A 23,797-nucleotide genomic window follows, 5' to 3' on the forward strand; every position below is an offset into this window, starting at 1 on the left:
ATAGATCATGGATTACTTGTTGTGTGGTAACTTTAAAGTAATTCTTTCTTTGATATTTCCAATGGCTTTTTTCGTTTTAAGGGTATTTTTTCTTAAATTGATGACATTGAGTTAAAACTGACGGCAAATAAACCTGTAAGAAGGCTTGTTTTATTGACTGGCTTTAACACACCCCCCTACCCCCTCTCAGGAGGGGAGGCAGTTACAACCAGTCAATAAACAGATAGCTCAATTATTTCTAAGATTGAATTTCTCTGAATCCGGATAACAAGTTAAATCATACTGATAATTGGCGTGTCAGAGAGGTATATATAATGTATCAGTTGGGATGCCTGTATTCGTTGGGTGAACACCCTGCTATTTTGGTAAACAACCGGGTAAAATACTGGACTGAAGAATAGCCTAGTTCGTCAGCAATCTGGTTGACGGTTTTGTGGGTTGTCTGAAGTCGTTGTCGGGCGATTTCGATACGTTTGAACTGTATGTGTTCCTTTATGTTTTTCCCCGTTTCGTATTTCAGCAAATCTGTGAAGTAGGAGGGGGACAGCTGAAGTAAATCCGCACAATATTCAGCCGAAGGCAAACCGTTGCGTTTCACCCGGTCTGCTTCGAAATATTCATTCAGTATCTTCTCAAATTTGGTGAGAAGTTTCTTGTTGGCTTCGCAACGGGTGATAAACTGGCGTTCGTTGAAACGTGTGCAATAATCCAGCAGCAACTCGATGTATTTTGTTATCAGCGTTTTACTGTGGCAATCTATGGCATGCTGTAACTCTTCACGGATATTATCGAAACATTCCGATACTTTCTGTTTCTCACGTGCCGAGATATGGAGGGCTTCATTTTTGTGATAAGAAAAGAATGAGTAATCCTGTATATTCTGCCCCAACGAAGTGCAACCGATAAGGTCCGGATGAAATGCCAGCATCCTGCCTTTCTGCGGCAATAAGCAGTTGTCCATTGCGATGGTCTCTCCCGGTGTGAGGAACAGGAGCGTACCGTCAGAATAGTCATAATATTGCCGTCCGTACAGGAAATCCCCGCACCGGCATTCCCTTAACAGGACGGCATAAAAGCCTAACTTGATATTTTGCTGCGTCAGGTTACTGTCGGATAAGTCGATGACGCTGACCAGAGGATGCAATGTCTTGCTGCCCATGTAGCAGTTACATTGGTGGACCGTTCCTATTTTTATCGTTTTACTTTCCAAAGTCGTAAGTATTTGAACAGTAACAAAGATACAAAGAGATTTACATCTAAAAACAGGGACATGTAATTAGGGTAACAATATCCGTAATATTGGTACAACTTTCATTCTGACGTAAGTTTTGCTTAGTTTCCTGTTAATGCATATAGCTTGTTTATCTCATTTTCTTCCCATAAATTGAATGGTTCGAAATTGCCGTCAGGATATACTAATAGGGTATGCGGAATGTGAGGTACATAATATTTGCCATGTACTCCGGCCAACGGCTTCTCCCCAGATTGTACCTTTATATTTATTTGAGAAATTAGTATAAATGGTCTGAACATCTTTCTTGTCCTTATATTGACTCAGGTGGTTGTATTAGTATTCCAGTCAAAAGGCTTGGGGAGTATCTCAAAAGACGCTGTCGTTTTATACAGGCTGTCCGGTATCTGAAATGTCCATGTAATGCTATCCGCCTTTTCCCCTTTTATAAAGAAAGGCCGAATCTCCGTGTTTCGGATGAACAAAGAATCATACTCTATACCTTTTGTTTGTATAGTCAATGACCTGTACTTGTTATCGATGGTTCTATTGCATGATGCGGCGAACATTGTTACAAACAAAATCCCTAATAAATACTTTGTCTTCATGGTTTTACGTTTTATGATTGATATTCGTGGTTTTCAGTCAAACTGTACCTCCCAGTCTTTATCCCGGTAGGCGGCAAAGCACATTTCTATCTGTTCCTTATTATTCTTTTCTTCCGCCAGCGGGGGAATTTCATCGAGGCTGAAATAATCGCTTTCTATCGTTTCTATGTTGGGCTGAAAATCTCCGCCTTGGGCTTCACAGAGGACAAAAACTTTGCAGACATTATAAGCATAGGGAGGCAGATTATGCAGGTTCCGATCCTGTACCGCTATAATCCGGGTTGCTTCGACGTCTAAGCCGGCTTCCTCTTTTACCTCTTTTATTGTGTTCGACTTTATGGTCTGGTTAACGTCCACCCAACCTCCGGGTAACGACCAGGTACCGTTTTTCTCTTTGACCAGCAGTATCTTGTTGTCTTTAAAGATGGCGGCTCTTGTGTCCAGCTTAGGTGTTTGGAAACCTTCTTCGTTGCAAAACAAGTCCTTTACTTTCTCCAAAGGCAAACCGGTTTGCGGCTGACTATTTCGGCCGAAATTTCCCTGATACGTTCAAACCGTTCGATATCGAAAGCATCTTTTGAATATGTTAACCCCGCTTGTGCGATAAATTGTAGTTCCTTGGCCCATTCAAGCCATTCCGGTTGCTGATTTTTGTTCATAATTATTCTTTTACGTGTAAAAGTTTCTCCGTGTTCAGGCAGTCTGGGTGTAGGCCTCTGTTACCGGTTCTTTGATTTCCAGCTGGTAAGCTCGTCCGCGGTCTGTTGTTATTTTGAGATTACTGTTTTCCTCGATAAGCGGGCGGAGGCGGCGTATCAGGGTGTTCAGTGTTTCGTCGGCATTCTCCTTGCCGGGCCATAGGGCTTCGCAAATATCAGTGCGCGCTAATATATGGGAAGAGGTAAGGTAGAACATTTCCATTATTTTATATTGCTGCGGAGTTAACCGTAGTTTTTCCTGGTCTTCTTTATAGAAACAAGCCTTGTCGCATGAGAAAGTAAGATTTCCGAAAGCGATAAGGTTTTCTTTTTGTACAGGAGTTTCAGCCTGCTTGCGCCGCATTAAAAACCACGAAAGACAACCTGCCAGGAGGGCAAGCAACAGGAGCAGGAGGGGAACCTTCTTGTCTGTCAGCGCCAGGACGTCGGAGGCTGAATAGTTTACATACCCTTGAAAAGAGATTCCCAAATCTTCCTGGGATGATTCGGGGAGGTTCAGATTTGCACTTAACCAGATAACGGTATCGCTTACCAGGTAATTCTTGGTCTGGTCTTTTCCAGGCGTTGCGTCTGTTACCGGTTTATCTATGGCTTTCTTATTTTTTACATGTACGATGATGCCGCTTTTATCTTTTAATTGCTCGAACTTCAATGCTTCGGCAAAATCTTTGTTATAACTTTCGATGGAAACGGGATTTCCGAAAACGGCGGATAGGCGTGAATAGGTTTTGAGCGTATCCTGATTCATCCATAGCCCGGAATTTTGCATAATGGTCTGCTGCAATGCCTGGTTCAGGTCCGAAACGATTGCTTTCTGTGCCTCCGAGTAGTTGTGAAAGCCGAAACTGAATGATAGTACAAGCATACAAGCTGTAAAGAGTACCGATAGATTTGCTGCTAACCGTGTGTTCATCGTTTTTCTTTTATTAACGCCCGAGGTAATAATTTATTGTAATCCTTGCTAACACAATCGTATCAATTTGCCTGAATCCTTTTAAATAACAGGAATGATGATTTAATGAAATCCGAATAAATAAAAATTAGTACCTTTGTGTTCCTAAAAGAAAAGGTACGTGGAAGAATATCTGAATAAACTGAATGAAAGTCAGCGTGAAGCTGTGGAATATAACGAAGGTCCGTCATTGGTGATTGCCGGTGCCGGTTCGGGTAAGACCAGGGTGCTTACTTATAAGATTGCTTATCTGGTACATCTGGGGTTGGCACCTCAAAGTATCCTGGCACTGACTTTTACTAATAAGGCAGCCCGTGAAATGAAGGAACGTATCGCCGCCATTACTGGTGACCAGACGGCCCGCCGTCTGTGGATGGGGACGTTTCACTCTATCTTCTCACGTATCTTGCGTTATGAAGCGGAGCATATCGGGTATCCTTCCAACTTTACCATTTACGACACGACAGATTCGAAAAGTCTGCTGAAAGCTATCATCAAAGAGATGCAGCTGGACGATAAGGTATATCGTCTCGGCATGGTACAAAGCCGTATCTCCAATGCCAAGAATGCGCTGGTTACCTGGAAAGCCTACGAACAAAGCAAGGAACTGATGCAACATGACATAGATTCGAAAGTTCCTTTACTGCGTGAAATCTATAAACGGTATCAGAACCGTTGCCAGCAGGCCGGTGCTATGGACTTCGATGATTTGTTGCTTCAGACAAATATCCTGTTCCGTGACCATCCGCAGGTGCTGGAGAAATACCGCAGTTTCTTCCAGTTCGTGTTGGTTGATGAGTATCAGGACACGAACTTTGCGCAGCACTTGATAGTCCAAAGACTTTGTGAGCAGCATCGTCGCATCTGTGTGGTAGGGGATGATGCACAAAGTATCTATTCTTTCCGTGGTGCCAATATTGACAATATCCTGCAATTCAAAAATCAGTATCCCGGATGCCGTATCTTTAAACTGGAGCGTAATTACCGTTCTACACAAAATATTGTAAATGCGGCAAATAGTCTGATTCATAAGAACAAGGAGCAGATTCATAAAAATGTCTATTCGGAAAAGGAAGAGGGTAGCAAAGTGCGTATCTCTGCTTCTTATTCGGATTACGAGGAAGGATATGCTGTTGCTTCTGCAATCAATGAGTTGCGGTTGCGCAAGGATTATGATTATGCGGACTTTGCCATCCTGTACCGGACGAATGCACAGTCGCGTATTCTGGAAGAGGCGCTCCGTAAAAGAGGTATTCCTTATAAAATATATGGCGGTTTGTCATTTTATCAGCGGAAGGAAATAAAAGATATCATTTCTTATCTGCGCCTGATTGTGAATCCTCATGACGAAGAAGCATTCAAGCGTGTTATCAATTATCCGTCGCGAGGCATCGGAGATACGACCGTCAATAAAGTGATAAGTGCAGCCACGAAAAATAACGTAAGTCTTTGGACGGTACTGAATGCTCCTATCGACTACGCCTTGTCTATCAATAGCGGGACAGCGAAGAAACTGACTGATTTCCGTGAGATGATTGAACGCTTCATAGAGCAGAACACCCGCTTGTCCGCCGAAGAAATGGCAGCAATAGTGGTCAAGGAGAGCGGGATTGTCAGTTCTCTTTTTCAGGACCGTTCGGTGGAAGGGATTAGTAAACAAGAGAACTTGCAGGAGTTATTGAAAGGTATTGCTGAGTTTTGTGAGTTGAGACGTGAAGAAGGAGTCGAGCAGGTCTCTCTGGCAGATTTCCTTTCGGAAGTATCCCTGCTGACCGACCAGGATAATGACAAAGAAGAGCAGGCTAATAAAGTAACGATGATGACCGTACATGCCGCTAAGGGACTGGAATTTAAAAATGTGTTTGTTGTCGGTTTGGAAGAGGAGTTGTTCCCATCATCTATGTCCAAGGATAATCCGCGTGCGGTAGAAGAGGAACGTCGTTTGTTCTATGTCGCGATCACTCGTGCCGAAGAAAACTGTGTGCTGACTTATGCCAAAAGCCGTTTCCGGAACGGGCAAAGCGCCATGTGTTCTCCCAGCCGTTTTCTGAAAGATATCGATGTGCGCTTCCTGGATGTTCCGGCGGATTCGTCGGCAGACACTTTTGCTGCTGCCCGCGAACGGTTCCAGCGTCCGGCATTTACTTCGCCTTTCCAGCAGCCACGTGCAGTGGAGAAGGAAGAACCTTCTTTTATATCTCCTGTGGCACAGGCACTGCAACGCCAGCGTTTGACAAAAGTAGAAACAACAACATCCACTCCGGCGTCGTCTTCTGCTCCTGCATCCGACCTTTCCGGTTTACGTGTCGGAGCAAAAGTACGTCACGACCGTTTTGGAGAAGGAGAAGTCATTGCTATCGAAGGCGATGGCGGAAATGCAAAAGCAACGGTAGCATTCACCCATTTCGGACAAAAACAGTTACTATTGAAGTTTGCCAGGCTGACGATTATCGGATAAAAATCAGACGAACAAGTTGATATTCCGGATTGAATCCCTATCTTTGAGGCATTAACAAACAAAAGTCTTAATTATGGGGAAATTTATAGAACGGAAGGAGGCGCAAAAGACCTCTGCTGAAATGAAAAAGCTGAAAAAAGAAACTATGGCAAAATACTTTTATGATTTGTCAAAGTTAACATTTACAGCAATGGTGTTAGGTGGAATCATCTCTTTTCTACAAGGAACAGAGATAAAATGGGTCATAATCGCTATTATGGGATGTGTTTTAGCTATTGTATTAGCTAGTATTGGTAATAGTATTTTAAAATGAAAAAGTTATGATAACATTGGGTATATTAACAGTTCTTGCAGTTGGTTTTTATATCTTTCTGCAAACGCCCGCGGGAAAACGGTGGATTGATAATTTGTAATAAAAAAATATTCTCCTTTTTGAGAGGGCGGGGCATGTTCTCTTTATTATCGTCTGGCAGCATTTTGAAGATTTCATGCCTTTTTTGTGTCTATTCAAAAAAGGGAATAAGATGTTAAACTAGATCAATCATTGCATTCTAAACGATACCGGAACATTCCTTCTTGTGCAGTCAATCGTTCCATTTGTTTTTAATTTTCTGATTAATAGTCTACTATTTTTTAGCATATCTACTTAAATTTAGTAGATATCCTACGGGAAGCCTTGTAAATATTGTTAATAGAGAAGAAAAAACTATTGTATCATAAATGAGAGGGGAACGGGTATGCTTGGAAACAAATTAGTTACCATACAAATCTTCTTCAGGTCTATAAGATGGGATATTATGAATATAAGATTATCTTTGTAGCTTGTTTAATAGAATAAAGAAACTAAATGATCGATTTCAACGTAATACCCTCTCCTTGTTATGTAATGGAAGAGAAGCTGCTTCGTAATAACCTGGCACTGATCAAAAGTGTGAAGGAGCGGGCAGGAGTGAATATAATTCTTGCATTTAAAGCATTTGCTTTATGGAAATCTTTTCCGATCGTTCGTGAGTATATACCGTATTCGACGGCCAGTTCGAAGTTTGAGGCACAATTGGCTTTTGAAGAAATGGGAAGTCCGGCACATACCTATTCGCCGGCTTATACGGAAATGGATTTTCCTACCATATTAAAATACAGTAGTCATGTAACCTTTAATTCCTTGTCTCAGTTCGAGCGTTTTTATCCGATGGTGAAAGCAGATGGGAATCGGGTATCGTGTGGTTTACGCATTAATCCGGAATATTCGGATGTGGAAACGGAATTGTATAATCCTTGTGCGCCCGGTTCGCGGATGGGCATTATAGCCGACCTGCTGGGTGAAAAGTTACCGGAAGGAGTGGAAGGATTGCATTTCCATACATTATGCGAATCGACTTCGTTCGATCTGGAAAAAACATTGGGAGAAGTGGAGAAGCGTTTCGGACGTTTTCTTCCGCATATAAAATGGTTGAATATGGGGGGCGGACATCTGATGACTCGCAAAGGATATGATACGGAGCATCTGATATCATTACTTCATGGTTTTAAGGCTAAGTATCCTAATTTAGAGATTATTATGGAGCCAGGAAGTGCCTTTGCATGGCAAACGGGATTTCTCCTGACAACCGTTGTGGATATCGTTGAAAACCACGGAATAAAGACGGCTATAATTGACGCTTCGTTTACCTGCCACATGCCTGATTGCCTGGAGATGCCATATAAACCGGTTATCCGTAATGCAACAGATCCGGTAGAGGGAAAGCCTACTTACCGAATCGGCGGAAACAGTTGTCTGAGTGGTGATTATATGGGAGACTGGTCATTCGATGAACCGTTGAAGATAGGGGACAAGATCGTTTTTGAAGATATGATTCACTATACGATTGTCAAAACATCCATGTTCAACGGCATACCGCATCCGTCATTGGCTCTCTGGAGTAAGGATGATGAACTGGTGGTCTACAGAACATTCGGTTACGAAGACTATAAAGGAAGAAACGGTTAAGTTGCAACAAGCAGGTGGCAGGGCTGTTTTTACGGAAAACAAATAACTTTCCACGGTCAACTGTCATCTGTCAACTAAAAAAGTTGTAACTTAGCAGCCTCATTCTAAGCAGAAATAAATTAAGCGAATTAATATATGGGTATTTTTAGCTTTTTCAGTAAAGAAAAAAAGGAAACTTTAGACAAAGGGTTATCTAAGACCAAAGAAAATGTTTTTTCTAAACTCACCAGGGCTATTGCCGGTAAGAGCAAGGTCGATGATGAAGTATTGGATAATCTGGAAGAGGTGCTTATCACTTCCGACGTCGGTGTAGATACGACGTTGAAGATCATTGAGCGTATCGAAAAGCGCGTAGCCCGGGATAAATATGTAACTACCCAGGAACTGACGACGTTGTTGCGCGATGAAATCGCAACTCTGCTTACCGAAAACAATACGGAAGATGCCGAAAGCTTTACTGTGCCGGAAGATAAAAAGCCCTATGTAATTATGGTAGTCGGTGTGAACGGTGTCGGTAAGACTACTACGATCGGAAAGCTGGCTTACCAGTTTAAGAAAGCCGGAAAGAATGTCTATTTGGGAGCAGCCGATACATTCCGTGCCGCAGCGGTGGAACAGCTTGTCATTTGGAGTGAACGGGTAGGCGTGCCTATCGTAAAACAAAAGATGGGTTCCGATCCGGCTTCCGTAGCGTTTGATACGCTTAGTTCAGCCAAGGCAAATGGTGCGGATGTCGTTATCATCGATACGGCCGGCCGTTTGCATAACAAGATAAACTTGATGAATGAGTTGACCAAGATTAAGAATGTGATGAAGAAGGTTATCCCTGATGCTCCTCACGAAGTTTTGTTGGTTCTGGACGGTTCGACAGGTCAGAATGCTTTTGAACAGGCAAAACAATTTACTGCTGCTACCGAAGTGAATGCGCTGGCTGTAACGAAACTGGACGGAACGGCTAAAGGTGGTGTAGTGATCGGTATTTCAGACCATTTCCGTATCCCAGTGAAGTATATCGGCCTGGGTGAAGGAATGGAGGATCTGCAGGTCTTTAATAAAAAAGAATTTGTCAATTCGCTATTTGGAGAATAATAATACCAGATAAGAGTAACTTTTCCCCTCTTGAGAGGGGGCAGGGGGTGTGTTAAAGCCTGTTTTTGGACAGAATTATAACACACCCCTTATCCCCTCTCAAGAGGGGAACTAGTTACTATCAGTTCGTAAAATAATATGAGGAAAAATAAAGTAGATATCATAACGCTTGGATGTTCGAAGAATCTGGTCGATTCTGAACAGTTGATGCGTCAGTTTGTAGCTAACGGTTATACGGTGGAGCATGATCCGCATAAAATAAACGGGGAGATCGTTGTCGTTAATACCTGCGGTTTTATCGGTGATGCGCAGGAAGAATCGATCAACATGATTCTGGAACTGGGTGAAGCCAAGAAAAAAGGAAAGATCGGCCAGTTGTATGTAATGGGATGTCTCACCGAACGTTTTCTGGAGGAAATGAAACAGGAATTGCCGGAGGTAGACCGCTTTTACGGTAAATTCAACTGGAAGCAACTCCTTACCGATATCGGTAAGTCTTATCATCGTGAACTGGCTTCCGACCGTGTATTGACCACCCCGAAACATTATGCCTTTCTGAAAATAGCGGAGGGGTGTAACCGAACTTGTTCCTATTGTGCCATTCCTATCAGTACCGGACATTACCAGTCCCTTCCGATGGAGCAGATAGAAGAAGAGGTCCGTTTGCTTGTGGCACAGGGTGTAAAAGAATTTCAGGTGATCGCCCAGGATTTGACTTATTACGGAAAAGATATATATAAAAGGTACGCGTTGCCGGAATTGGTCGAACGTATTTCTGATATCCCCGGAGTGGAATGGATTCGTTTGCATTATGCTTATCCAACCCATTTCCCTTATGATTTGTTGCGGGTGATGCGTGAACGTGCAAATGTCTGCAAATATCTGGATATCGCTTTACAACATATCAGCGATCCGATGCTTACAAAAATGCGCCGTAATATCACGAAGGAAGAAACGTATGCTTTGCTGGAACGCATCCGCGAAGAAGTTCCGGGTATCCATATCCGTACAACCTTGATGGTGGGCCATCCGGGTGAAACGGAGCAGGACTTTGAAGAACTGGTCGAGTTTGTCAAAAAGGCACGTTTCGAACGTATGGGTGCTTTTGCTTATAGCCATGAAGAGGGTACCTATTCATTCAAAAATTATACGGATGATGTCCCCGACGAAGTCAAACAGGAACGTCTGGATTATCTCATGCGGATACAGGAAAGAATATCTGCCGGGGTGAATGAGTCTAAAGTAGGTCAAACTTTTAAAGTAATAATCGACCGGGAAGAGGAAGACGGCTATATCGGTCGTACCGAATTCGATTCTCCGGAGGTAGATCCTGAAGTGATTGTTTTTAAAGAGCACTCATTGAAACCGGGAGAGTTTTACAACGTAAATATCGAAGAATCACAGGCTTTCGACCTTTACGGAAAAGTGTTGCTTTGATATAAAAAGCATTAAGAAGTTTGTCTGTTTACAAAAAAATTACTAATATCGTGGCTGAATCTATAGATGAAGCAAGTATGAAAAACAAGGAACTGATTACAGAATTATCTGTAAAACTGGGATGGACGTCGAAAGAGGTAACAGAAATGTTAGCCGCTTTTGGGGCTGTGGTCGGTTCGAAACTGGCGGATAATGATGCTGTCTATTTACAGGGATTCGGGCTGTTTGAAGTCAAGAAGAAAGCGGAACGTATCTCTGTTAATCCTGCAAGTGGAAAACGTTATCTGGTCCCGCCCAAACTGGTTCCTGTCTTTAAGCCGGGGGCGACCCTGAAATCCAAACTAAAAGAATTGAGCGACAATGAATAGTCGGCTGACAATACAAGATCTGGCCGGTTTACTGGCCGAGCGTACCGGAAAGGATAGGAATAGCGCCGAGCAGTTCCTGAGAGAGTTTATTGCTATCGTATCACAAGGAGTTTTTACCGATAAAGTAGCTAAAATAAAAGGACTTGGTAGTTTTAAAATCGTTTTGGTAGAAAAACGGGAGAGTATCCATGTGAATACCGGCGAGCGTTTCCTGATACCTGCACATTATAAGTTTTCCTTCCTCCCTGATAAAGAATTACGTGAACTGGTAAATAAACCGTTCTCTTTTTTTGAAACTACGGAATTGAACGAAGATGTTGACTTTACCGATCTGGACGTATCCAATACGGTGGAAGACAAAGAAGCGGAAGATGAATCTGTCGAAGAAATCCTTCAGGAAAGCGAAGAAGTGATCGTTGAAACACCGGAGCCATTGCAGCCGACAGATGATGTCTGTGTTTCTGAAGAACTTCCGGAGGTTGAGCAGCCGGTCGAAGAACCCGCAGAAAATGAACCGGAAGAAGTAATCGAAGAATCGATAGTCCCGGACGAGCCCTCTCCGGCAGAAAATGATATTCCTGAGCAAACCGAACCGGAAAATACATCTTCAGACCAGCTAAAAGAAGAAACGAAGCAAGAACCTTCAGTTGCCAATTATCCAAGCATGGACGGGTTTCAGATTGAAGACGAGGAGCCGACGGCTTCTTCCTGGATCAAAATACTGGTATCCGTCGGTGTCGTTGCCATTGTTGCAATAGCAGGTATCTTCCTGTATCTTAACCGGAGTTTATTCCTGGGATCTGATACGTCGGGATCGACTGTCCTGACAGGTATGTCGTTGCCGGGAACTGCTGTTGTTCCTGAGGATACGACCCGTGTGGAAGAACCCGAAGTAACAGAAGCGGAACCTGAAACGGTAGAGGAGAAGGATACTGTTTCCGTCGAATCCGTAGCGCCGGTAGTCGAGCCTGCGGCACAAACACCTAAAATACTGGCAAAAGTAAAAATAGAACCGGGAAGCCGTCTGACCTTGATCTCTCTTGAATATTATGGGAGTAAAATATTCTGGGTTTACCTGTATGAATATAATAAATCAGTCATCAAGGATCCGAACAATGTCCCCGTAGGTACTGAGATACAGGTGCCTGCACCGGAACTGTACGGAATAGACAAACATAGCCGTGCTCCGTAGAGAAAGCCGCTGCACGTCAGACAGAAATATTGTCCGGAAAATTGTAACTAAAATCCACGATTTTAAGTAAAATAAAACAAAATAGTTCTCGCTTCGGTTAGTATTATTTAACTGCAAAAGTGAAGGATACGAATTTAACATTTCTAATTTTGTGCAACTATAAAAACAAGCAGAAACAATAACAATATAAATAAGAAAAAAATCTATGAGTCAGACAGTAGACATTCGTGAGTTGAACGAACGGATTGAGAGTAAAAGTTCGTTTGTAAACATGATTACGATGGGCATGGACCAGGTAATTGTTGGACAGAAGCATTTGGTTGAATCGTTAATGATCGGTCTGCTTTCAGATGGGCATATCCTGCTGGAAGGTGTTCCCGGCTTGGCTAAAACACTTGCCATTAAAACATTGGCCTCACTGATCGATGCCAAATACAGCCGTATACAGTTTACGCCGGACTTGCTGCCGGCCGACGTGATCGGTACAATGATTTATAGTCAGAAAAGCGAAGAATTTCAGGTAAAACAAGGCCCGGTCTTCGCTAATTTTGTGTTGGCGGATGAAATTAACCGTGCACCGGCCAAAGTACAGAGTGCACTGTTGGAAGCCATGCAGGAACGTCAGGTGACAATCAGCGAAAACACGTATAAGTTGCCGGAACCTTTCCTGGTAATGGCAACCCAGAACCCGATCGAGCAGGAAGGTACTTATCCGCTGCCCGAAGCGCAGGTAGACCGTTTCATGCTGAAAGTGATCATCAACTATCCGAAGAAAGAGGAAGAAAAACTGATCATTCGTCAGAATATCTCCGGCATCAAACCGGATATCAAACCGATCCTGACAAAGAACGAGATACTGGAAGCACGTAAAGTTGTGCGTGAAGTATATCTGGATGAAAAGATCGAACGTTACATCGTCGACATCGTGTTTGCAACCCGTTTCCCGCAGGAACATGGGCTGGCAAACCTTTCCAATATGATTGCATTCGGTGCGTCTCCCCGTGCTTCCATCAATTTGGCGCTGGCTGCCCGTGCTTATGCATTTATCAAACGCAGAGGTTATGTGATTCCGGAAGATATCCGTGCCGTATGCCACGACGTGATGCGCCACCGTATCGGTTTGAGCTACGAAGCGGAAGCGAATAACCTGACATCCGAAGAGGTGATCAGCGAAATCCTTAATAAGGTAGAGGTGCCTTAACCTTCGGTTCTGGCAATGCTTTTTTACTGGTGAAAAATGCCTTCCCGGTTTGGGAAACGACTTTGCACCCTTGTAAAATGCTTTCCCGGCGTGGGAAACGACTTTACACCCTTGCAAAATGCTTTCCCGGTTTGGGAAACAGTTTTTCACCCTTGTAAAATGCTTTCCCGACTTGGGAAACGGTTTTTCACCCTTGTAAAATGCTTTCCCAACTTGGGAAACGGTTTTACATCAGTTTTGAAAGCACAAATTGAAGAAAAATGGAAACAAGTGAACTATTAAAGAAGGTTCGGCGAATTGAAATAAAGACCCGCGGCTTGTCCCGCAATATTTTTGCAGGACAATACCACTCTGCCTTTAAAGGCCGTGGTATGGCGTTCAGCGAAGTGCGCGAGTATCAATACGGCGACGATATCCGCGATATCGACTGGAACGTGACCGCCCGCTATGTGCGCCCTTATGTAAAGGTGTTCGAAGAAGAGCGCGAACTGACCGTGATGTTGCTGATCGATGTATCGGGTAGTAGAGACTTTGGTTCCGTGAACGTAATGAAGAAAGAGGTTATTACGGAGATCGCTGCGACACTGGCTTTTTCGGCTATACAAAATAACGATAAGATCGGTGTGGTGTTTTTCTCTGATAAGATCGAGAAATTTATTCCGCCTCAGAAGGGGAAAAAACATATTCTTTATATCATTCGCGAACTGATCGACTTCAAGCCACAGGATACGAAGACGGATATCGCTCAGGTTTTGAAATTCCTGACCAACGCCATAAAGAAACGCTGTACGACTTTCCTGATATCCGACTTTATCGACAAGGACGGTTTTAAGGATGCCCTGACGATTGCCAACCGTAAACATGACGTGGTGGCTATCCAGGTGTACGACCGTCGCGAAACCGAACTTCCGTCTGTCGGATTGATGAAGATAAAAGATGCTGAAACCGGTGCAGAACGTTGGATCGACAGTTCTTCCGCCCGTGTTCGCGAAGCCTATAAGGAATGGTGGAACCGCCGGCAGACTATCATGAGCGATTCGTTCAAGAAATGCCGGGTGGATTCGGTTTCTATTCGTACGGAAGATGATTATGTGAAGGCATTGATTGCTCTTTTTGATAAACGTAGTTAAGCATGCAAAAGAAAATAATAAATAAAAGCTTTCTGTTCCTTCTTCTGTTCCTGCTGGCAGGAGGGAAGATGGTGGCACAGCAGACATTGATCGATGTAAAGATCGACTCGGCTGCCATCCTGATCGGAGAACAGACTGTTTTACATTTGACGGTTACGACAGACAAGGACAAACCGGTTCAGATAGTGATCCCCAACGACACATTGATGCGTGGGGTAGAAGTGCTGAGCCTTTCCAAAGCGGATTCGTCGGTTATCGAGAACGACCGCCTGCTGATCAAGCAGGATATTCTGATAACTTCTTTCGATTCGTCATTGTATCTGTTGCCGCCACTCAAAGTAATCGACGGAGTCGATACTGTTTATTCAAACCAGGTGGCCCTGAAAGTTTCGACCATTCCTGTGAATGTGGATAAACCGGAAGAGTTTTATGATATAAAGGATATATGGAAACCGCCTTTCGTGCTGGCAGACTACTATCCGCTTATCTATGGCATATTGCTGGCTCTGTTCCTGATTTGCGTGATTGCCTATATTATTAAACGTATACGCAACAAGCAATCCCTTATCCCGTTCAAGAAACCGGAACCGAAGCTCCCGCCTCACGAGCAGGCTATCAAGGAACTGGATGAGATCAAGCAGCAGAAACTCTGGCAGCAGGGTCGTAGCAAGGAGTATTATACGTTAATCACCGAGACATTGCGTCGCTATATCGTAGACCGCTTCGATATCAATGCGATGGAAATGACTTCCGGCGAAATCCTGGACATTATCCGCAAGCAGCACGAAGCTGATTCGGTTTACGAAAATCTGAAACAGATACTTAATTTGTCTGATTTCGTGAAATTCGCAAAAATGAATCCGCTGCCTGATGAGAATGATCTGAGTATGGTGAATGCATACTTATTTATTAATCAGACGAAGATTGAAGAAGTTGCCGTTCCCGAAGCAGAGACGGATGGGAAAGCAACTGAAACAAACGATTCTAATATAACAAAAGAATAAAATGGTATTTGCAAATCCTACATATCTGTATTTGTTATTGCTGCTTATCCCGATGATAGGATGGTATATCTGGAAGCTCTGCAAAAGTCAGGCTAGTTTGCAGGTATCATCTTCGGAAGCATTCGATGCACCGGGAGCAACTTCATGGAAAGTATACCTGAGACATGTTCCTTTTATATTAAGGATGGCGGCAGTGGCGGTACTTATTATCATACTGGCTCGTCCGCAGTCGACGAATAGCTGGCAAAACACCTCGACAGAAGGTATCGATATTGTGCTGGCAATGGATATTTCCAGTAGTATGCTGGCACAGGACCTGAAACCGAACCGCCTGGAGGCCTCCAAAGATGTGGCGGCTTCCTTCATCAACGGTCGTCCGAACGATAATATCGGGTTGATTGTTTTTGCAGCTGAAAGTTTCACACAATGCCCGCTGACGACTGATCATACGGTGTTGTTAAACCTGTTCAAGGACATTCAACCGGGAATCATCCAGGATGGAACTGCCATCGGCCTGGGATTGGCTAATGCAGTAAGTCGTATAAAAGACAGTCAGGCTAAATCAAAAGTGATTATCCTCTTGACCGATGGTGTGAATAATGCGGGTGAGATTGCTCCGGTAACGGCTGCAGAGATTGCCAAGACATTCGGTATCCGGGTTTATTCGATCGGGGTAGGGACACAAGGTATGGCTCCTTATCCGTTCCAAACGGCATTCGGGGTACAATATCAGGATATTCCAGTCGAGATCGATGAAGCGACCTTGAAACAGGTTGCGGCAACGACCGGCGGACAGTATTTCCGTGCAACGGATAATGCCAGTCTGAAAGAAATCTATTCGGAGATCGACAAGATGGAAAAGACCAAGATCAGCGTTCAGCAATATAGCAAGAAACAGGAGGAATATAAGAACTGGGCCTTGTTGTTATTCGCTTTGCTTTTGGTTGAGATTTTATTGAGAAATACATTGTTAAGAAATATACCGTAAATATAAAGGCTTATGTTTCGTTTTGCACATCCGGACTTTTTGTACTTGCTTTTCATCCTTCCGGTGTTGATCGCATTCTATGTATATGCAATCATCCTGAAGAAAAAAGCAATAAAGAAATATGGTAATCCCGAATTGTTGGCAGAGTTGATGCCGGAGGTATCTCCCAAACGCCAGCATCTGAAGTTTTGGCTATTGTTCGGAGCCATCACGATGGTTATCTTTGTTATTGCGGGACCGCAGTTTGGTTCTAAACTGGAAACCGTAAAACGCCAGGGCGTCGAAATAATGGTTTGCCTGGACGTCTCCAACTCCATGTTGGCCGAAGACGTATCACCCAACCGTCTGGATAAAGCTAAACAGATGTTGTCGAAACTGACGGATGGTTTTAAGGATGACAAGATGGGGTTGATCGTTTTTGCCGGTGACGCTTTCACCCAGCTGCCGATCACTTCCGATTATATTTCGGCAAAGATGTTCCTGTCATCCATCAACCCGTCGATGGTGTCGACACAAGGTACGGCTATTGGTTCGGCTATCAATCTGGCTATGCGTTCATTCACTCCCAGTGAAACATCCGATAAGACAATTATCCTGATCACGGACGGTGAGAACCATGAAGGCGATGCTGTAAAAGCCGCTGCCGCTGCTGCCGAAAAAGGCATTCATGTGAATATTGTCGGCATGGGTGATCCGAAAGGTTCCCCGATTCCTGTTGCAGGAGCCAACAGTTATATGAAGGATAAAGACGGCAATGTCGTTATCACGAAGTTGAGCGAACAAATGTGCCAGGAGATCGCAGCCGCAGGACATGGCATGTATGTCCGTGCCGACAATACCAACTCTGCATTGAAAGCATTGCAGAAAGAGATAGAGAAGATGAATAAATCGGAACTCGACAGCAAAGTCTATTCCGAATACAACGAACAATTTCAGACACTGGCATGGATCGCATTGATCCTGTTGATCGTAGACTTCCTTACCTTAGACAGGAAGAACCGAATTTTCAGAAAAGTAAAATTGTTCTCTTAATTCAATGGATAAGATGAGACGTATACGAAAATCAATGATATGGATGGGAGCGCTCCTGTTTTGCTCAGGAGCGGTGTTTGCCCAAAAGGCTGAACGTAAGAACGTACGTGAAGGAAACAAGTTGTATGGCAACGAAAAGTTTACCGAATCGGAAATTGCTTACCGTAAAAGTCTGGAAGTAAATCCCCGTTCAGTTGAAGGAACTTACAATCTGGGGAACGCCTTATACAAACAGAAAAAGTTTCCTGAAGCAGCTGAGCAATACCAGTTGCTGACCGGTATTGCTGAAAAGATGGCTGAAACTGAAGAAGGAAAAGCCCGTCTTGCAAATATATTCCATAATCTGGGCGACATTAGCATGCAGAATAAAGAGTATGACAAAAGTGTGGAAGCATTCAAACAGTCTTTGCGTTTGAATCCGGCTGATGACGAGACCCGCTACAATCTGGCATTAGCCCAGAAGTTGCTGGAAAATCAACAGAATGAGAATCAGGATCAAAACCAGGATCAGCAGAACCAGGACAAGAACGAAGATCAGGAAAATAAGGACGATCAACAGCAACAAGACCAGCAGCAGCAACAGCAAGACGACAAGAAAGAAAATAAGACTCAGCAAGAACAGCAGCAAAATGAACAGATGAGTCGGGACAATGCGCAGCAGATGCTCGATGCCTTCCTGCAGGATGAAAAGGATACGCAGGAGAAAGTAAAGAAAGCACAGGCACAACAGCAACAACGTCGCAAAACAGATAAAGAGTGGTAATTGATACAGAAAACAGAAAAAACAACAATATAATGAGAAGATTAGCTTTCTTATTCGTTCTATTTCTAACAGCCGGGGTGATGGCAAAGGCCGCTGATGTGACCTTTAAGGCAGTCGCTCCGAATGCTGTTGTGATGGGGCAACAATTCAGATTGGCGTATACCGTAAATGCTGAAGCGAAGGCAAGCGATTTGCGGATACCCGAACTTACGGATTTCGAAGTACTGATGGGGCCGTCTCTTGCCACAAGTTCGAGTACTCAGATTATTAATGGAAATGTTTCTTCGGAGGTAGCTTACACATTTACTTATATCCTGATGCCGAAGAAAGAGGGTACGTTTAATATCGGGGCAGCTTCTATCAAGGTAAAAGGAGCGAATTACACATCCAACTCGTTAAGTGTAAAAGTACTTCCTCCGGACAAGGCTGCCGAAGCAAATGGCGGACAAGCCGGAACAGGTATAGGCAAGGATGATTATTTTGTGAGAATGGAAGTTTCAAACCGGAATGTGTATGAACAGGAAGGTTTTCTGGTCACTTTCAAATTATATGCAGCACGCATGTGCGGACTGGAAGGAGTAAAATTTCCGGAGTTTGAAGGATTTCTTGCTCAGGAGATAGAGTTGCCGCAGGAAAAGCAATGGTCGCAGGAACATTATAACGGTCGTAACTATTTCACCGTTGTTTTGAAACAAACAGTCCTTTATCCGCAACGTTCAGGAAAACTGACAATAGAAAGCGGTAAGTTCGACGCTATTATCAGTATTCCGACCCAACGGAAAATAAGCAGCATCTTTGATAGTTTCGATGACATGTACGACAGAGTACGGAAAGCATTGGTATCGAGTCCTGCTACAATAGATGTGAAGCCGTTGCCTTCCGGTAAACCGGCATCGTTCTCCGGTGCGGTAGGTAATTTCACCATGACATCGGATATTAATTCCAATAATGTAAAGACAAATGATGCTGTTACTATTAAAGTGAAGATTTCCGGTAACGGAAATATCAAACTGATCAAGAATCCGGAAGTTGTTTTCCCGAATGATTTCGATACTTTCGACCCAAAACAGGAAACAGATGTCAGAACGACAACTGCCGGAGTAAGTGGAAGCAAAACGATCGAATACATGGCTATTCCCCGTTATGCCGGAGATTTTGAGATACCGGCTATCTCTTTCTCTTATTTCGATCCTAAATCAGGCACTTATAAGACATTGAAGTCCGATCCTTACAAGCTTCATGTAGAACAAGGCGAGGGGGGAAGCAGTAATTCTCCGGTCGTGTCTAATTTCAGCAATAAAGAGAGTGTGAAGTATCTGGGTAAAGATATCCGTTTCCTGAAAGTGAAAGATTTCAATTTCATTGCCAACAACGATATTTTCTTTGGATCGTTCATGTATTACATGTGCTATCTGGTACCGGCCATCCTGTTTATTGTCTTCTTCTTTATTTATCGCAAGCAAGTAAAGGAAAATGCCAACATAGCATTGGTTCGTACTAAAAAGGCAAATAAAATCGCTGTCAGGAGATTGAAGAATGCCGGCAAGCTGATGAAGGAAAACAAGAAAGAAGAGTTCTATGATGAAGTTCTCCGGGCTTTGTGGGGATATTTGAGTGATAAACTGAATATTCCTCAGGCAAGTCTGACCAAAGATAATGTGGAAACCGAATTGGCCAAATTTGGTGTGGATGATACCTTAACAAATGAGTTTATGGATATTCTGAACACCTGCGAATTTGCCCGCTATGCGCCGGCTCAGGCTTCGGATGCTATGGATAAGTTATATGAGTTAACCGTAGATGCCATTGGTAAGATGGAGAATACAATTAAAAAGCAATAAGATGAAAACGAATATAAAGATTAGAAATATATTGTTTTTTCTATTGATTCAGTGTCTGGCATGGACTGCTTATGCGCAGGATGCAGCGATAAAGGAAGCTGAGACTGCGTATACCAAAGAAGATTATGGAAAAGCAATCGAGTTATATGAAGGAATACTGAAAAGTAATGGCGACTCACCGGAGATTTATTATAATCTGGGGAACGCTTATTACAAAGCAGGAAAGATTGCCTCTGCAATATTGAATTATGAGCGGGCGCTGGTTCTTGATCCGGGTGACGCCGATGTCCGTTTCAACTTACAGATGGCACGTCAGAAGACTGTTGACAAGATTGAACCGGTAGACGGATTTTTCCTGAGCAGATGGTTCGAATCCATTCAGAATATGGGAGCAGCTGACTCCTGGGCTAAAATGGGAATCGTTTGTTTCATCTTATTCATCGGATGCCTGATCCTGTTTTTCTTTTCAAGGCAGATTCGCCTGAAGAAAGTCGGTTTCTATATCGGTGTGCTGCTTTTGCTTTGTGTGATTATGACAAATATCTTTGCCGCAAATCAGAAGAGCGAACTGGTAAACCGTACACATGCTATTGTTTTTGCTCCGACAGTAACGGTGAAAAGTTCCCCGGATGCGAGTGGTACGGATTTGTTCGTTCTGCATGAAGGAACAAAAGTGTCTGTCAGAAGTACATTAGGCGACTGGAGTGAAATAGCACTGGAAGATGGCAATGTTGGCTGGATGCCGACAAAAGATATAGAAACAATCTGATGGTAGAAAAAATATTAGTTTACGAACGGGATTTGTTCTTCATGCTTAACGGCAGCGATTCTCCTTTCCTTGACCGCTTTATGTGGTTGTATTCGGGTAAGGCAGTCTGGCTGCCGTTAGCCTTTTTTATATTGGTCGTACTGCTGTATAAGAAGAAATGGCGGGAATCTATCCTGATATTACTGGCGATAGTGCTGGTAATAACTTTTTGCGACCAGTTTGCCTCACATGTGTGCAAACCCATTTTTACCCGTTTCCGACCGACACATCATCCGGATTTTATGGATCAGGTAAAAACTGTCTTTGATTACCGGGGTGGCCGATACGGTTTTATTTCCAGCCATGCTGCCAATGCTTTCGGTTTTGCGACCTTTATGTCATTGTTGTTCCGTTACCGGCTGTTTACATGGACGATCTTCCTTTGGGCTGCTCTTACCGCTTATACCCGTGTATATTTGGGGGTCCATTTCATTTCGGATATTGTTCCCGGAGCAATCGCAGGAGTATTCTTTGGCTGGTTGGTATATTGGCTATATGTCAAAGTCCGTCCGGTAGTTACCGGTACAAGCAGTAATGCCAGTGAGTTATATTCGACCGGGCAGAAGCGTCTGATCGTATATGCGATTTTTATAGCTGTTTTAATAATAACAGTATTTAATGTTCAATTAGTTGCCTGTTTAAGATAAAATAAGCAGTTACAGTTAAATATAACACATGTCGTAAAGCATGTTTGCCAAAAGGTTTATTTTAACGAAATAATTTGTCCCTCTGATTTATATTGCTTAAGTTAGTGCCATTAATTAATAAACGAAGTATTAACCTTCAAAATAAGGAAACCATGACAAAGACAATCACTTTTAATGAATTGCGCAGAATTAAAGACCGTCTGCCTGACGGTAGTACTCATCGTATTGCAGATGAGTTAGGTTTATCAGTTGAAACTGTTCGTAATTATTTTGGTGGATATAATTATAAGGATGGTAAAAGCTGTGGGATACATATCGAACCCGGACCAGATGGTGGTTTGGTAGTTCTGGATGATACAACAATATTTGAACGTGCTTTACAGATACTGGCGGAAACAGAGGATGTATCTGAAGCACAGCAGGCGTAAAGAATTTTACAGTACATAAAAAATCCCATAGCTGACTAAACAAAAACGCTGTGGGATTTTTTTTATTAGTGATATTAGCATTTTCCGATTGTTTAATCTATAAAAACACACGAGTATGGAAGATAAATTAGTAACATTAGCTATTCACACGTTCGAGAAAGCTCAGATTCTCAAAACAATACTTGAAACGGAAGGAATTGAAGTTTATATACATAATGTAAATCAGATTCAACCTGTCGTTTCGGCAGGAGTGCGTGTGAGAATTAAGGAAAGCGATCTGCCTCATGCCTTGCGCATTATAGAGGACAGTAAGTGGCTCAGTGAGGATACGCAGGAAGAAGTTGCAGCCCCGCAGGTGAAAAAGATCCTGATCCCGGTTGATTTTTCTGATTATTCCATTAAAGCTTGTGAACTGGGTATTAATTATGCCTATCATGCAGGTGCGGAAGTAATGATCATGCATGCTTATTTCAGCCCATATTTTCCTTCGGCAATTCCGATGGGAGATACGTTGGCTTATCAGGTAAATGAAGAAGAGTCTGTACAGAACGTATTAAAACGTGTACAGATCGATATGGAGAACATCTGCACATTGATCAACCGTAAGATGCAGGCTGGCGAATTACCTAAAGTAAAATATAATTATGTATTACGGGAAGGTCTGCCTGAAGAAGAGATTCTCGCATATTGTAAGGAATATCATCCTACGCTTATTGTCATGGGTACGCGTGGAAAGAGCCAGAAAGATATGGATCTGATCGGTAGTGTCACTGGTGAAGTGATAGAAGTGAATAAAGTACCTGTTCTGGCAATTCCGGAAAATATACGTTTCAATGATTTTAGCGAAGCCAAAAATATTGCATTCGCTACTTCCTTCAACCAGCGCGACCTGGTGGCTTTCGATGAATTTATGGACCTGGTGAAAGGATATGATATTCATATTCACCTGTTCAATATATCGACAAGTAAAGACGAATGGAACGAAATACGTCTGACTGGTGTCCGTGAGTATTTCCTGAAACAATATCCGGATGCAAACATTACCCATACGGTACTGGCTGACGGCGATTTGTTGCTGGCTATCGAAAAGTTTGTCCGCGATAAACAAATCGACATGATTGCATTAAGCACATATCGTCGCAATATTCTGGCACGTATGTTCAACCCGTCGATTGCACGCAAGATGCTATTTCACACCGATACGCCGTTATTGGTGATGCATGCTTAATACTTAAAAATAAGAGAATCGTAGCCCCGGTAGTTGTTTGTCGGGGCTTTTTTATACAATTCCTAGCCGGAGTTGTACAGCTTTTGGTGTGCATTTTAGTAGTAACCCCGTATTGTTAATGTGCGAAAAAAAGGAAAGAGAGAGTATGAAAAATACGGTAAAAATAGAAAACGGAGTGTCGAAAATGCTCGTATCTATTGCCGCATTGCACCGAATACGATAGGCGGTAGCGGAGCTACTCCAATATTAATATTTCCTACAAAAGGACTTTTGAGCCTGTTTGGAGCGGACGGACTTACTTTTTATCCGATGTCGGTTATACAACGGCGGGTTTCTTTTCGGGAAGCGTATAAAGATCCGGGGAATATGTATAAAATACCTACAGGTGCCAGTCAATGGATTGATTCTGCTACAAAAGAATACAGAAATGCCTGGGGAACTGGTAACAGCAAAGGTCTTCATGATCCTTGCCCAGCAATGTATTCAAATTGGCATATTGATACATTATTCCTATATTTACCATCAACATTATAAAAACTAAATAAGTCATGAAATCAACAAAAGAATATATAGATCTTCTTCGTCAGTTCATGCAACAGAAAGGTTAAAAATATGGAATTTCCAAAATGGGGATTTTTGACTCGGTTGCACGGGGAGAACAAAATGAGAATAGTGACGTAGAGGGC

Annotated in this window: 21 protein-coding genes and 3 pseudogenes; 20 read left to right on the top strand and 4 right to left on the bottom strand. The window is 43.0% G+C overall.

Annotation, left to right across the window (positions count from 1 at the left end; all coding sequences use genetic code 11):
• Nucleotides 1-319 precede the first annotated feature (319 nt).
• From DXA15_RS17390 to DXA15_RS17405, 4 genes and pseudogenes are all read right to left on the bottom strand, one after another.
• Complete coding sequence (locus DXA15_RS17390; protein ID WP_199676346.1) at nt 320-1,210, bottom strand: AraC family transcriptional regulator; 891 nt, start codon at nt 1,208-1,210, stop codon at nt 320-322.
• A 344-nt stretch (nt 1,211-1,554) separates the two neighbouring features.
• Nucleotides 1,555-1,839: a hypothetical protein gene (locus tag DXA15_RS17395; RefSeq protein WP_128134859.1), complete on the bottom strand. Its 285-nt coding sequence runs from the start codon at nt 1,837-1,839 to the stop codon at nt 1,555-1,557.
• A gap of 33 nt (nt 1,840-1,872) precedes the next feature.
• Nucleotides 1,873-2,498: pseudogene (locus DXA15_RS17400) on the bottom strand (NUDIX hydrolase N-terminal domain-containing protein).
• Between the two features lie 34 nt (nt 2,499-2,532).
• On the bottom strand, nt 2,533-3,471 hold the full coding sequence (locus DXA15_RS17405) for a winged helix-turn-helix domain-containing protein (protein WP_128134860.1): 939 nt from the start codon (nt 3,469-3,471) through the stop codon (nt 2,533-2,535).
• Between the two features lie 160 nt (nt 3,472-3,631).
• On the opposite strand from DXA15_RS17405, the gene DXA15_RS17410 reads away from it, so the two are divergent.
• From DXA15_RS17410 to DXA15_RS26870, 20 genes and pseudogenes are all read left to right on the top strand, one after another.
• Nucleotides 3,632-5,968 carry an ATP-dependent helicase gene (locus DXA15_RS17410; RefSeq protein ID WP_128134861.1) on the top strand — a complete coding sequence of 779 codons (2,337 nt, stop codon included), beginning with the start codon at nt 3,632-3,634 and terminating at the stop codon, nt 5,966-5,968.
• Nucleotides 5,969-6,041: 73 nt separating this feature from the next.
• Entirely contained in the window at nt 6,042-6,281 is a 240-nt protein-coding gene (locus DXA15_RS17415) for a DUF6722 family protein (protein ID WP_128134862.1), read from the top strand.
• Between the two features lie 534 nt (nt 6,282-6,815).
• A complete protein-coding gene (nspC, locus tag DXA15_RS17420) occupies nt 6,816-7,955 on the top strand; it encodes a carboxynorspermidine decarboxylase (RefSeq protein ID WP_010803201.1) in 1,140 nt (379 codons plus the stop codon).
• A 135-nt stretch (nt 7,956-8,090) separates the two neighbouring features.
• The gene (gene ftsY, locus DXA15_RS17425) at nt 8,091-9,044 is read left to right on the top strand and encodes a signal recognition particle-docking protein FtsY (RefSeq protein WP_007656544.1); all 954 of its coding nucleotides are present in this window, start codon (nt 8,091-8,093) and stop codon (nt 9,042-9,044) included.
• A 138-nt stretch (nt 9,045-9,182) separates the two neighbouring features.
• Nucleotides 9,183-10,481, top strand: coding sequence for a 30S ribosomal protein S12 methylthiotransferase RimO (rimO, locus tag DXA15_RS17430; protein ID WP_010803199.1), 1,299 nt, complete (start codon nt 9,183-9,185; stop codon nt 10,479-10,481).
• Nucleotides 10,482-10,558: 77 nt separating this feature from the next.
• Complete coding sequence (locus tag DXA15_RS17435; protein ID WP_044214631.1) at nt 10,559-10,849, top strand: HU family DNA-binding protein; 291 nt, start codon at nt 10,559-10,561, stop codon at nt 10,847-10,849.
• Nucleotides 10,842-12,088: pseudogene (locus DXA15_RS17440) on the top strand (HU family DNA-binding protein). The gene DXA15_RS17435 and the pseudogene DXA15_RS17440 overlap by 8 nt, the downstream one beginning before the upstream one ends.
• Nucleotides 12,089-12,246: 158 nt before the next feature.
• Nucleotides 12,247-13,242: a MoxR family ATPase gene (locus tag DXA15_RS17445; RefSeq protein WP_007656548.1), complete on the top strand. Its 996-nt coding sequence runs from the start codon at nt 12,247-12,249 to the stop codon at nt 13,240-13,242.
• Nucleotides 13,243-13,502: 260 nt separating this feature from the next.
• Nucleotides 13,503-14,372 (top strand): DUF58 domain-containing protein, encoded by an 870-nt coding sequence (locus tag DXA15_RS17450; protein WP_010803197.1) that lies wholly within the window; start codon nt 13,503-13,505, stop codon nt 14,370-14,372.
• A 2-nt stretch (nt 14,373-14,374) separates the two neighbouring features.
• Nucleotides 14,375-15,376: a hypothetical protein gene (locus DXA15_RS17455; RefSeq protein ID WP_122327851.1), complete on the top strand. Its 1,002-nt coding sequence runs from the start codon at nt 14,375-14,377 to the stop codon at nt 15,374-15,376.
• A gap of 1 nt (nt 15,377) precedes the next feature.
• Nucleotides 15,378-16,364, top strand: coding sequence for a VWA domain-containing protein (locus DXA15_RS17460; protein WP_122327852.1), 987 nt, complete (start codon nt 15,378-15,380; stop codon nt 16,362-16,364).
• A gap of 12 nt (nt 16,365-16,376) precedes the next feature.
• The gene (locus DXA15_RS17465; RefSeq protein WP_128134863.1) at nt 16,377-17,396 is read left to right on the top strand and encodes a VWA domain-containing protein; all 1,020 of its coding nucleotides are present in this window, start codon (nt 16,377-16,379) and stop codon (nt 17,394-17,396) included.
• 13 nt (nt 17,397-17,409) lie between these two features.
• A complete protein-coding gene (locus tag DXA15_RS17470; RefSeq protein WP_187386437.1) occupies nt 17,410-18,159 on the top strand; it encodes a tetratricopeptide repeat protein in 750 nt (249 codons plus the stop codon).
• Between the two features lie 32 nt (nt 18,160-18,191).
• Entirely contained in the window at nt 18,192-20,000 is a 1,809-nt protein-coding gene (locus tag DXA15_RS17475; RefSeq protein ID WP_010803193.1) for a BatD family protein, read from the top strand.
• A gap of 1 nt (nt 20,001) precedes the next feature.
• A complete protein-coding gene (locus tag DXA15_RS17480; RefSeq protein WP_007656555.1) occupies nt 20,002-20,769 on the top strand; it encodes a tetratricopeptide repeat protein in 768 nt (255 codons plus the stop codon).
• A complete protein-coding gene (locus DXA15_RS17485; protein ID WP_128134864.1) occupies nt 20,769-21,455 on the top strand; it encodes a phosphatase PAP2 family protein in 687 nt (228 codons plus the stop codon). The genes DXA15_RS17480 and DXA15_RS17485 overlap by 1 nt, the downstream gene beginning before the upstream one ends.
• Nucleotides 21,456-21,607: 152 nt before the next feature.
• Nucleotides 21,608-21,883, top strand: coding sequence for a hypothetical protein (locus tag DXA15_RS17490; RefSeq protein WP_007656557.1), 276 nt, complete (start codon nt 21,608-21,610; stop codon nt 21,881-21,883).
• Nucleotides 21,884-21,998: 115 nt separating this feature from the next.
• Complete coding sequence (locus DXA15_RS17495; RefSeq protein ID WP_046147065.1) at nt 21,999-23,111, top strand: universal stress protein; 1,113 nt, start codon at nt 21,999-22,001, stop codon at nt 23,109-23,111.
• Between the two features lie 120 nt (nt 23,112-23,231).
• On the top strand, nt 23,232-23,645 hold the full coding sequence (locus tag DXA15_RS26865) for a hypothetical protein (protein ID WP_233567394.1): 414 nt from the start codon (nt 23,232-23,234) through the stop codon (nt 23,643-23,645).
• 14 nt (nt 23,646-23,659) lie between these two features.
• Nucleotides 23,660-23,794: pseudogene (locus tag DXA15_RS26870) on the top strand (nucleotidyltransferase family protein); the annotation flags it as partial.
• Between the last annotated feature and the right edge of the window lie 3 nt (nt 23,795-23,797).

This window comes from Parabacteroides sp. AM58-2XD, assembly GCF_003463685.1.
Classification (GTDB): Bacteria; Bacteroidota; Bacteroidia; order Bacteroidales; family Tannerellaceae; genus Parabacteroides; species Parabacteroides segnis.

Coding starts and splice junctions, on each gene's coding strand:
- DXA15_RS17480 (WP_007656555.1), top strand. CDS start 20,002: ATGAAAACGAATATAAAGATTAGAAATATATTGTTTTTTCTATTGATT.
- DXA15_RS17395 (WP_128134859.1), bottom strand. CDS start 1,839: ATGAAGACAAAGTATTTATTAGGGATTTTGTTTGTAACAATGTTCGCC.
- DXA15_RS17495 (WP_046147065.1), top strand. CDS start 21,999: ATGGAAGATAAATTAGTAACATTAGCTATTCACACGTTCGAGAAAGCT.
- DXA15_RS17460 (WP_122327852.1), top strand. CDS start 15,378: ATGGTATTTGCAAATCCTACATATCTGTATTTGTTATTGCTGCTTATC.
- DXA15_RS17485 (WP_128134864.1), top strand. CDS start 20,769: ATGGTAGAAAAAATATTAGTTTACGAACGGGATTTGTTCTTCATGCTT.
- ftsY (WP_007656544.1), top strand. CDS start 8,091: ATGGGTATTTTTAGCTTTTTCAGTAAAGAAAAAAAGGAAACTTTAGAC.
- DXA15_RS17450 (WP_010803197.1), top strand. CDS start 13,503: ATGGAAACAAGTGAACTATTAAAGAAGGTTCGGCGAATTGAAATAAAG.
- rimO (WP_010803199.1), top strand. CDS start 9,183: ATGAGGAAAAATAAAGTAGATATCATAACGCTTGGATGTTCGAAGAAT.
- DXA15_RS17465 (WP_128134863.1), top strand. CDS start 16,377: ATGTTTCGTTTTGCACATCCGGACTTTTTGTACTTGCTTTTCATCCTT.
- DXA15_RS17415 (WP_128134862.1), top strand. CDS start 6,042: ATGGGGAAATTTATAGAACGGAAGGAGGCGCAAAAGACCTCTGCTGAA.
- DXA15_RS17435 (WP_044214631.1), top strand. CDS start 10,559: ATGAAAAACAAGGAACTGATTACAGAATTATCTGTAAAACTGGGATGG.
- DXA15_RS17490 (WP_007656557.1), top strand. CDS start 21,608: ATGACAAAGACAATCACTTTTAATGAATTGCGCAGAATTAAAGACCGT.
- DXA15_RS17405 (WP_128134860.1), bottom strand. CDS start 3,471: ATGAACACACGGTTAGCAGCAAATCTATCGGTACTCTTTACAGCTTGT.
- DXA15_RS17475 (WP_010803193.1), top strand. CDS start 18,192: ATGAGAAGATTAGCTTTCTTATTCGTTCTATTTCTAACAGCCGGGGTG.
- DXA15_RS17455 (WP_122327851.1), top strand. CDS start 14,375: ATGCAAAAGAAAATAATAAATAAAAGCTTTCTGTTCCTTCTTCTGTTC.
- nspC (WP_010803201.1), top strand. CDS start 6,816: ATGATCGATTTCAACGTAATACCCTCTCCTTGTTATGTAATGGAAGAG.
- DXA15_RS17470 (WP_187386437.1), top strand. CDS start 17,410: ATGAGACGTATACGAAAATCAATGATATGGATGGGAGCGCTCCTGTTT.
- DXA15_RS17445 (WP_007656548.1), top strand. CDS start 12,247: ATGAGTCAGACAGTAGACATTCGTGAGTTGAACGAACGGATTGAGAGT.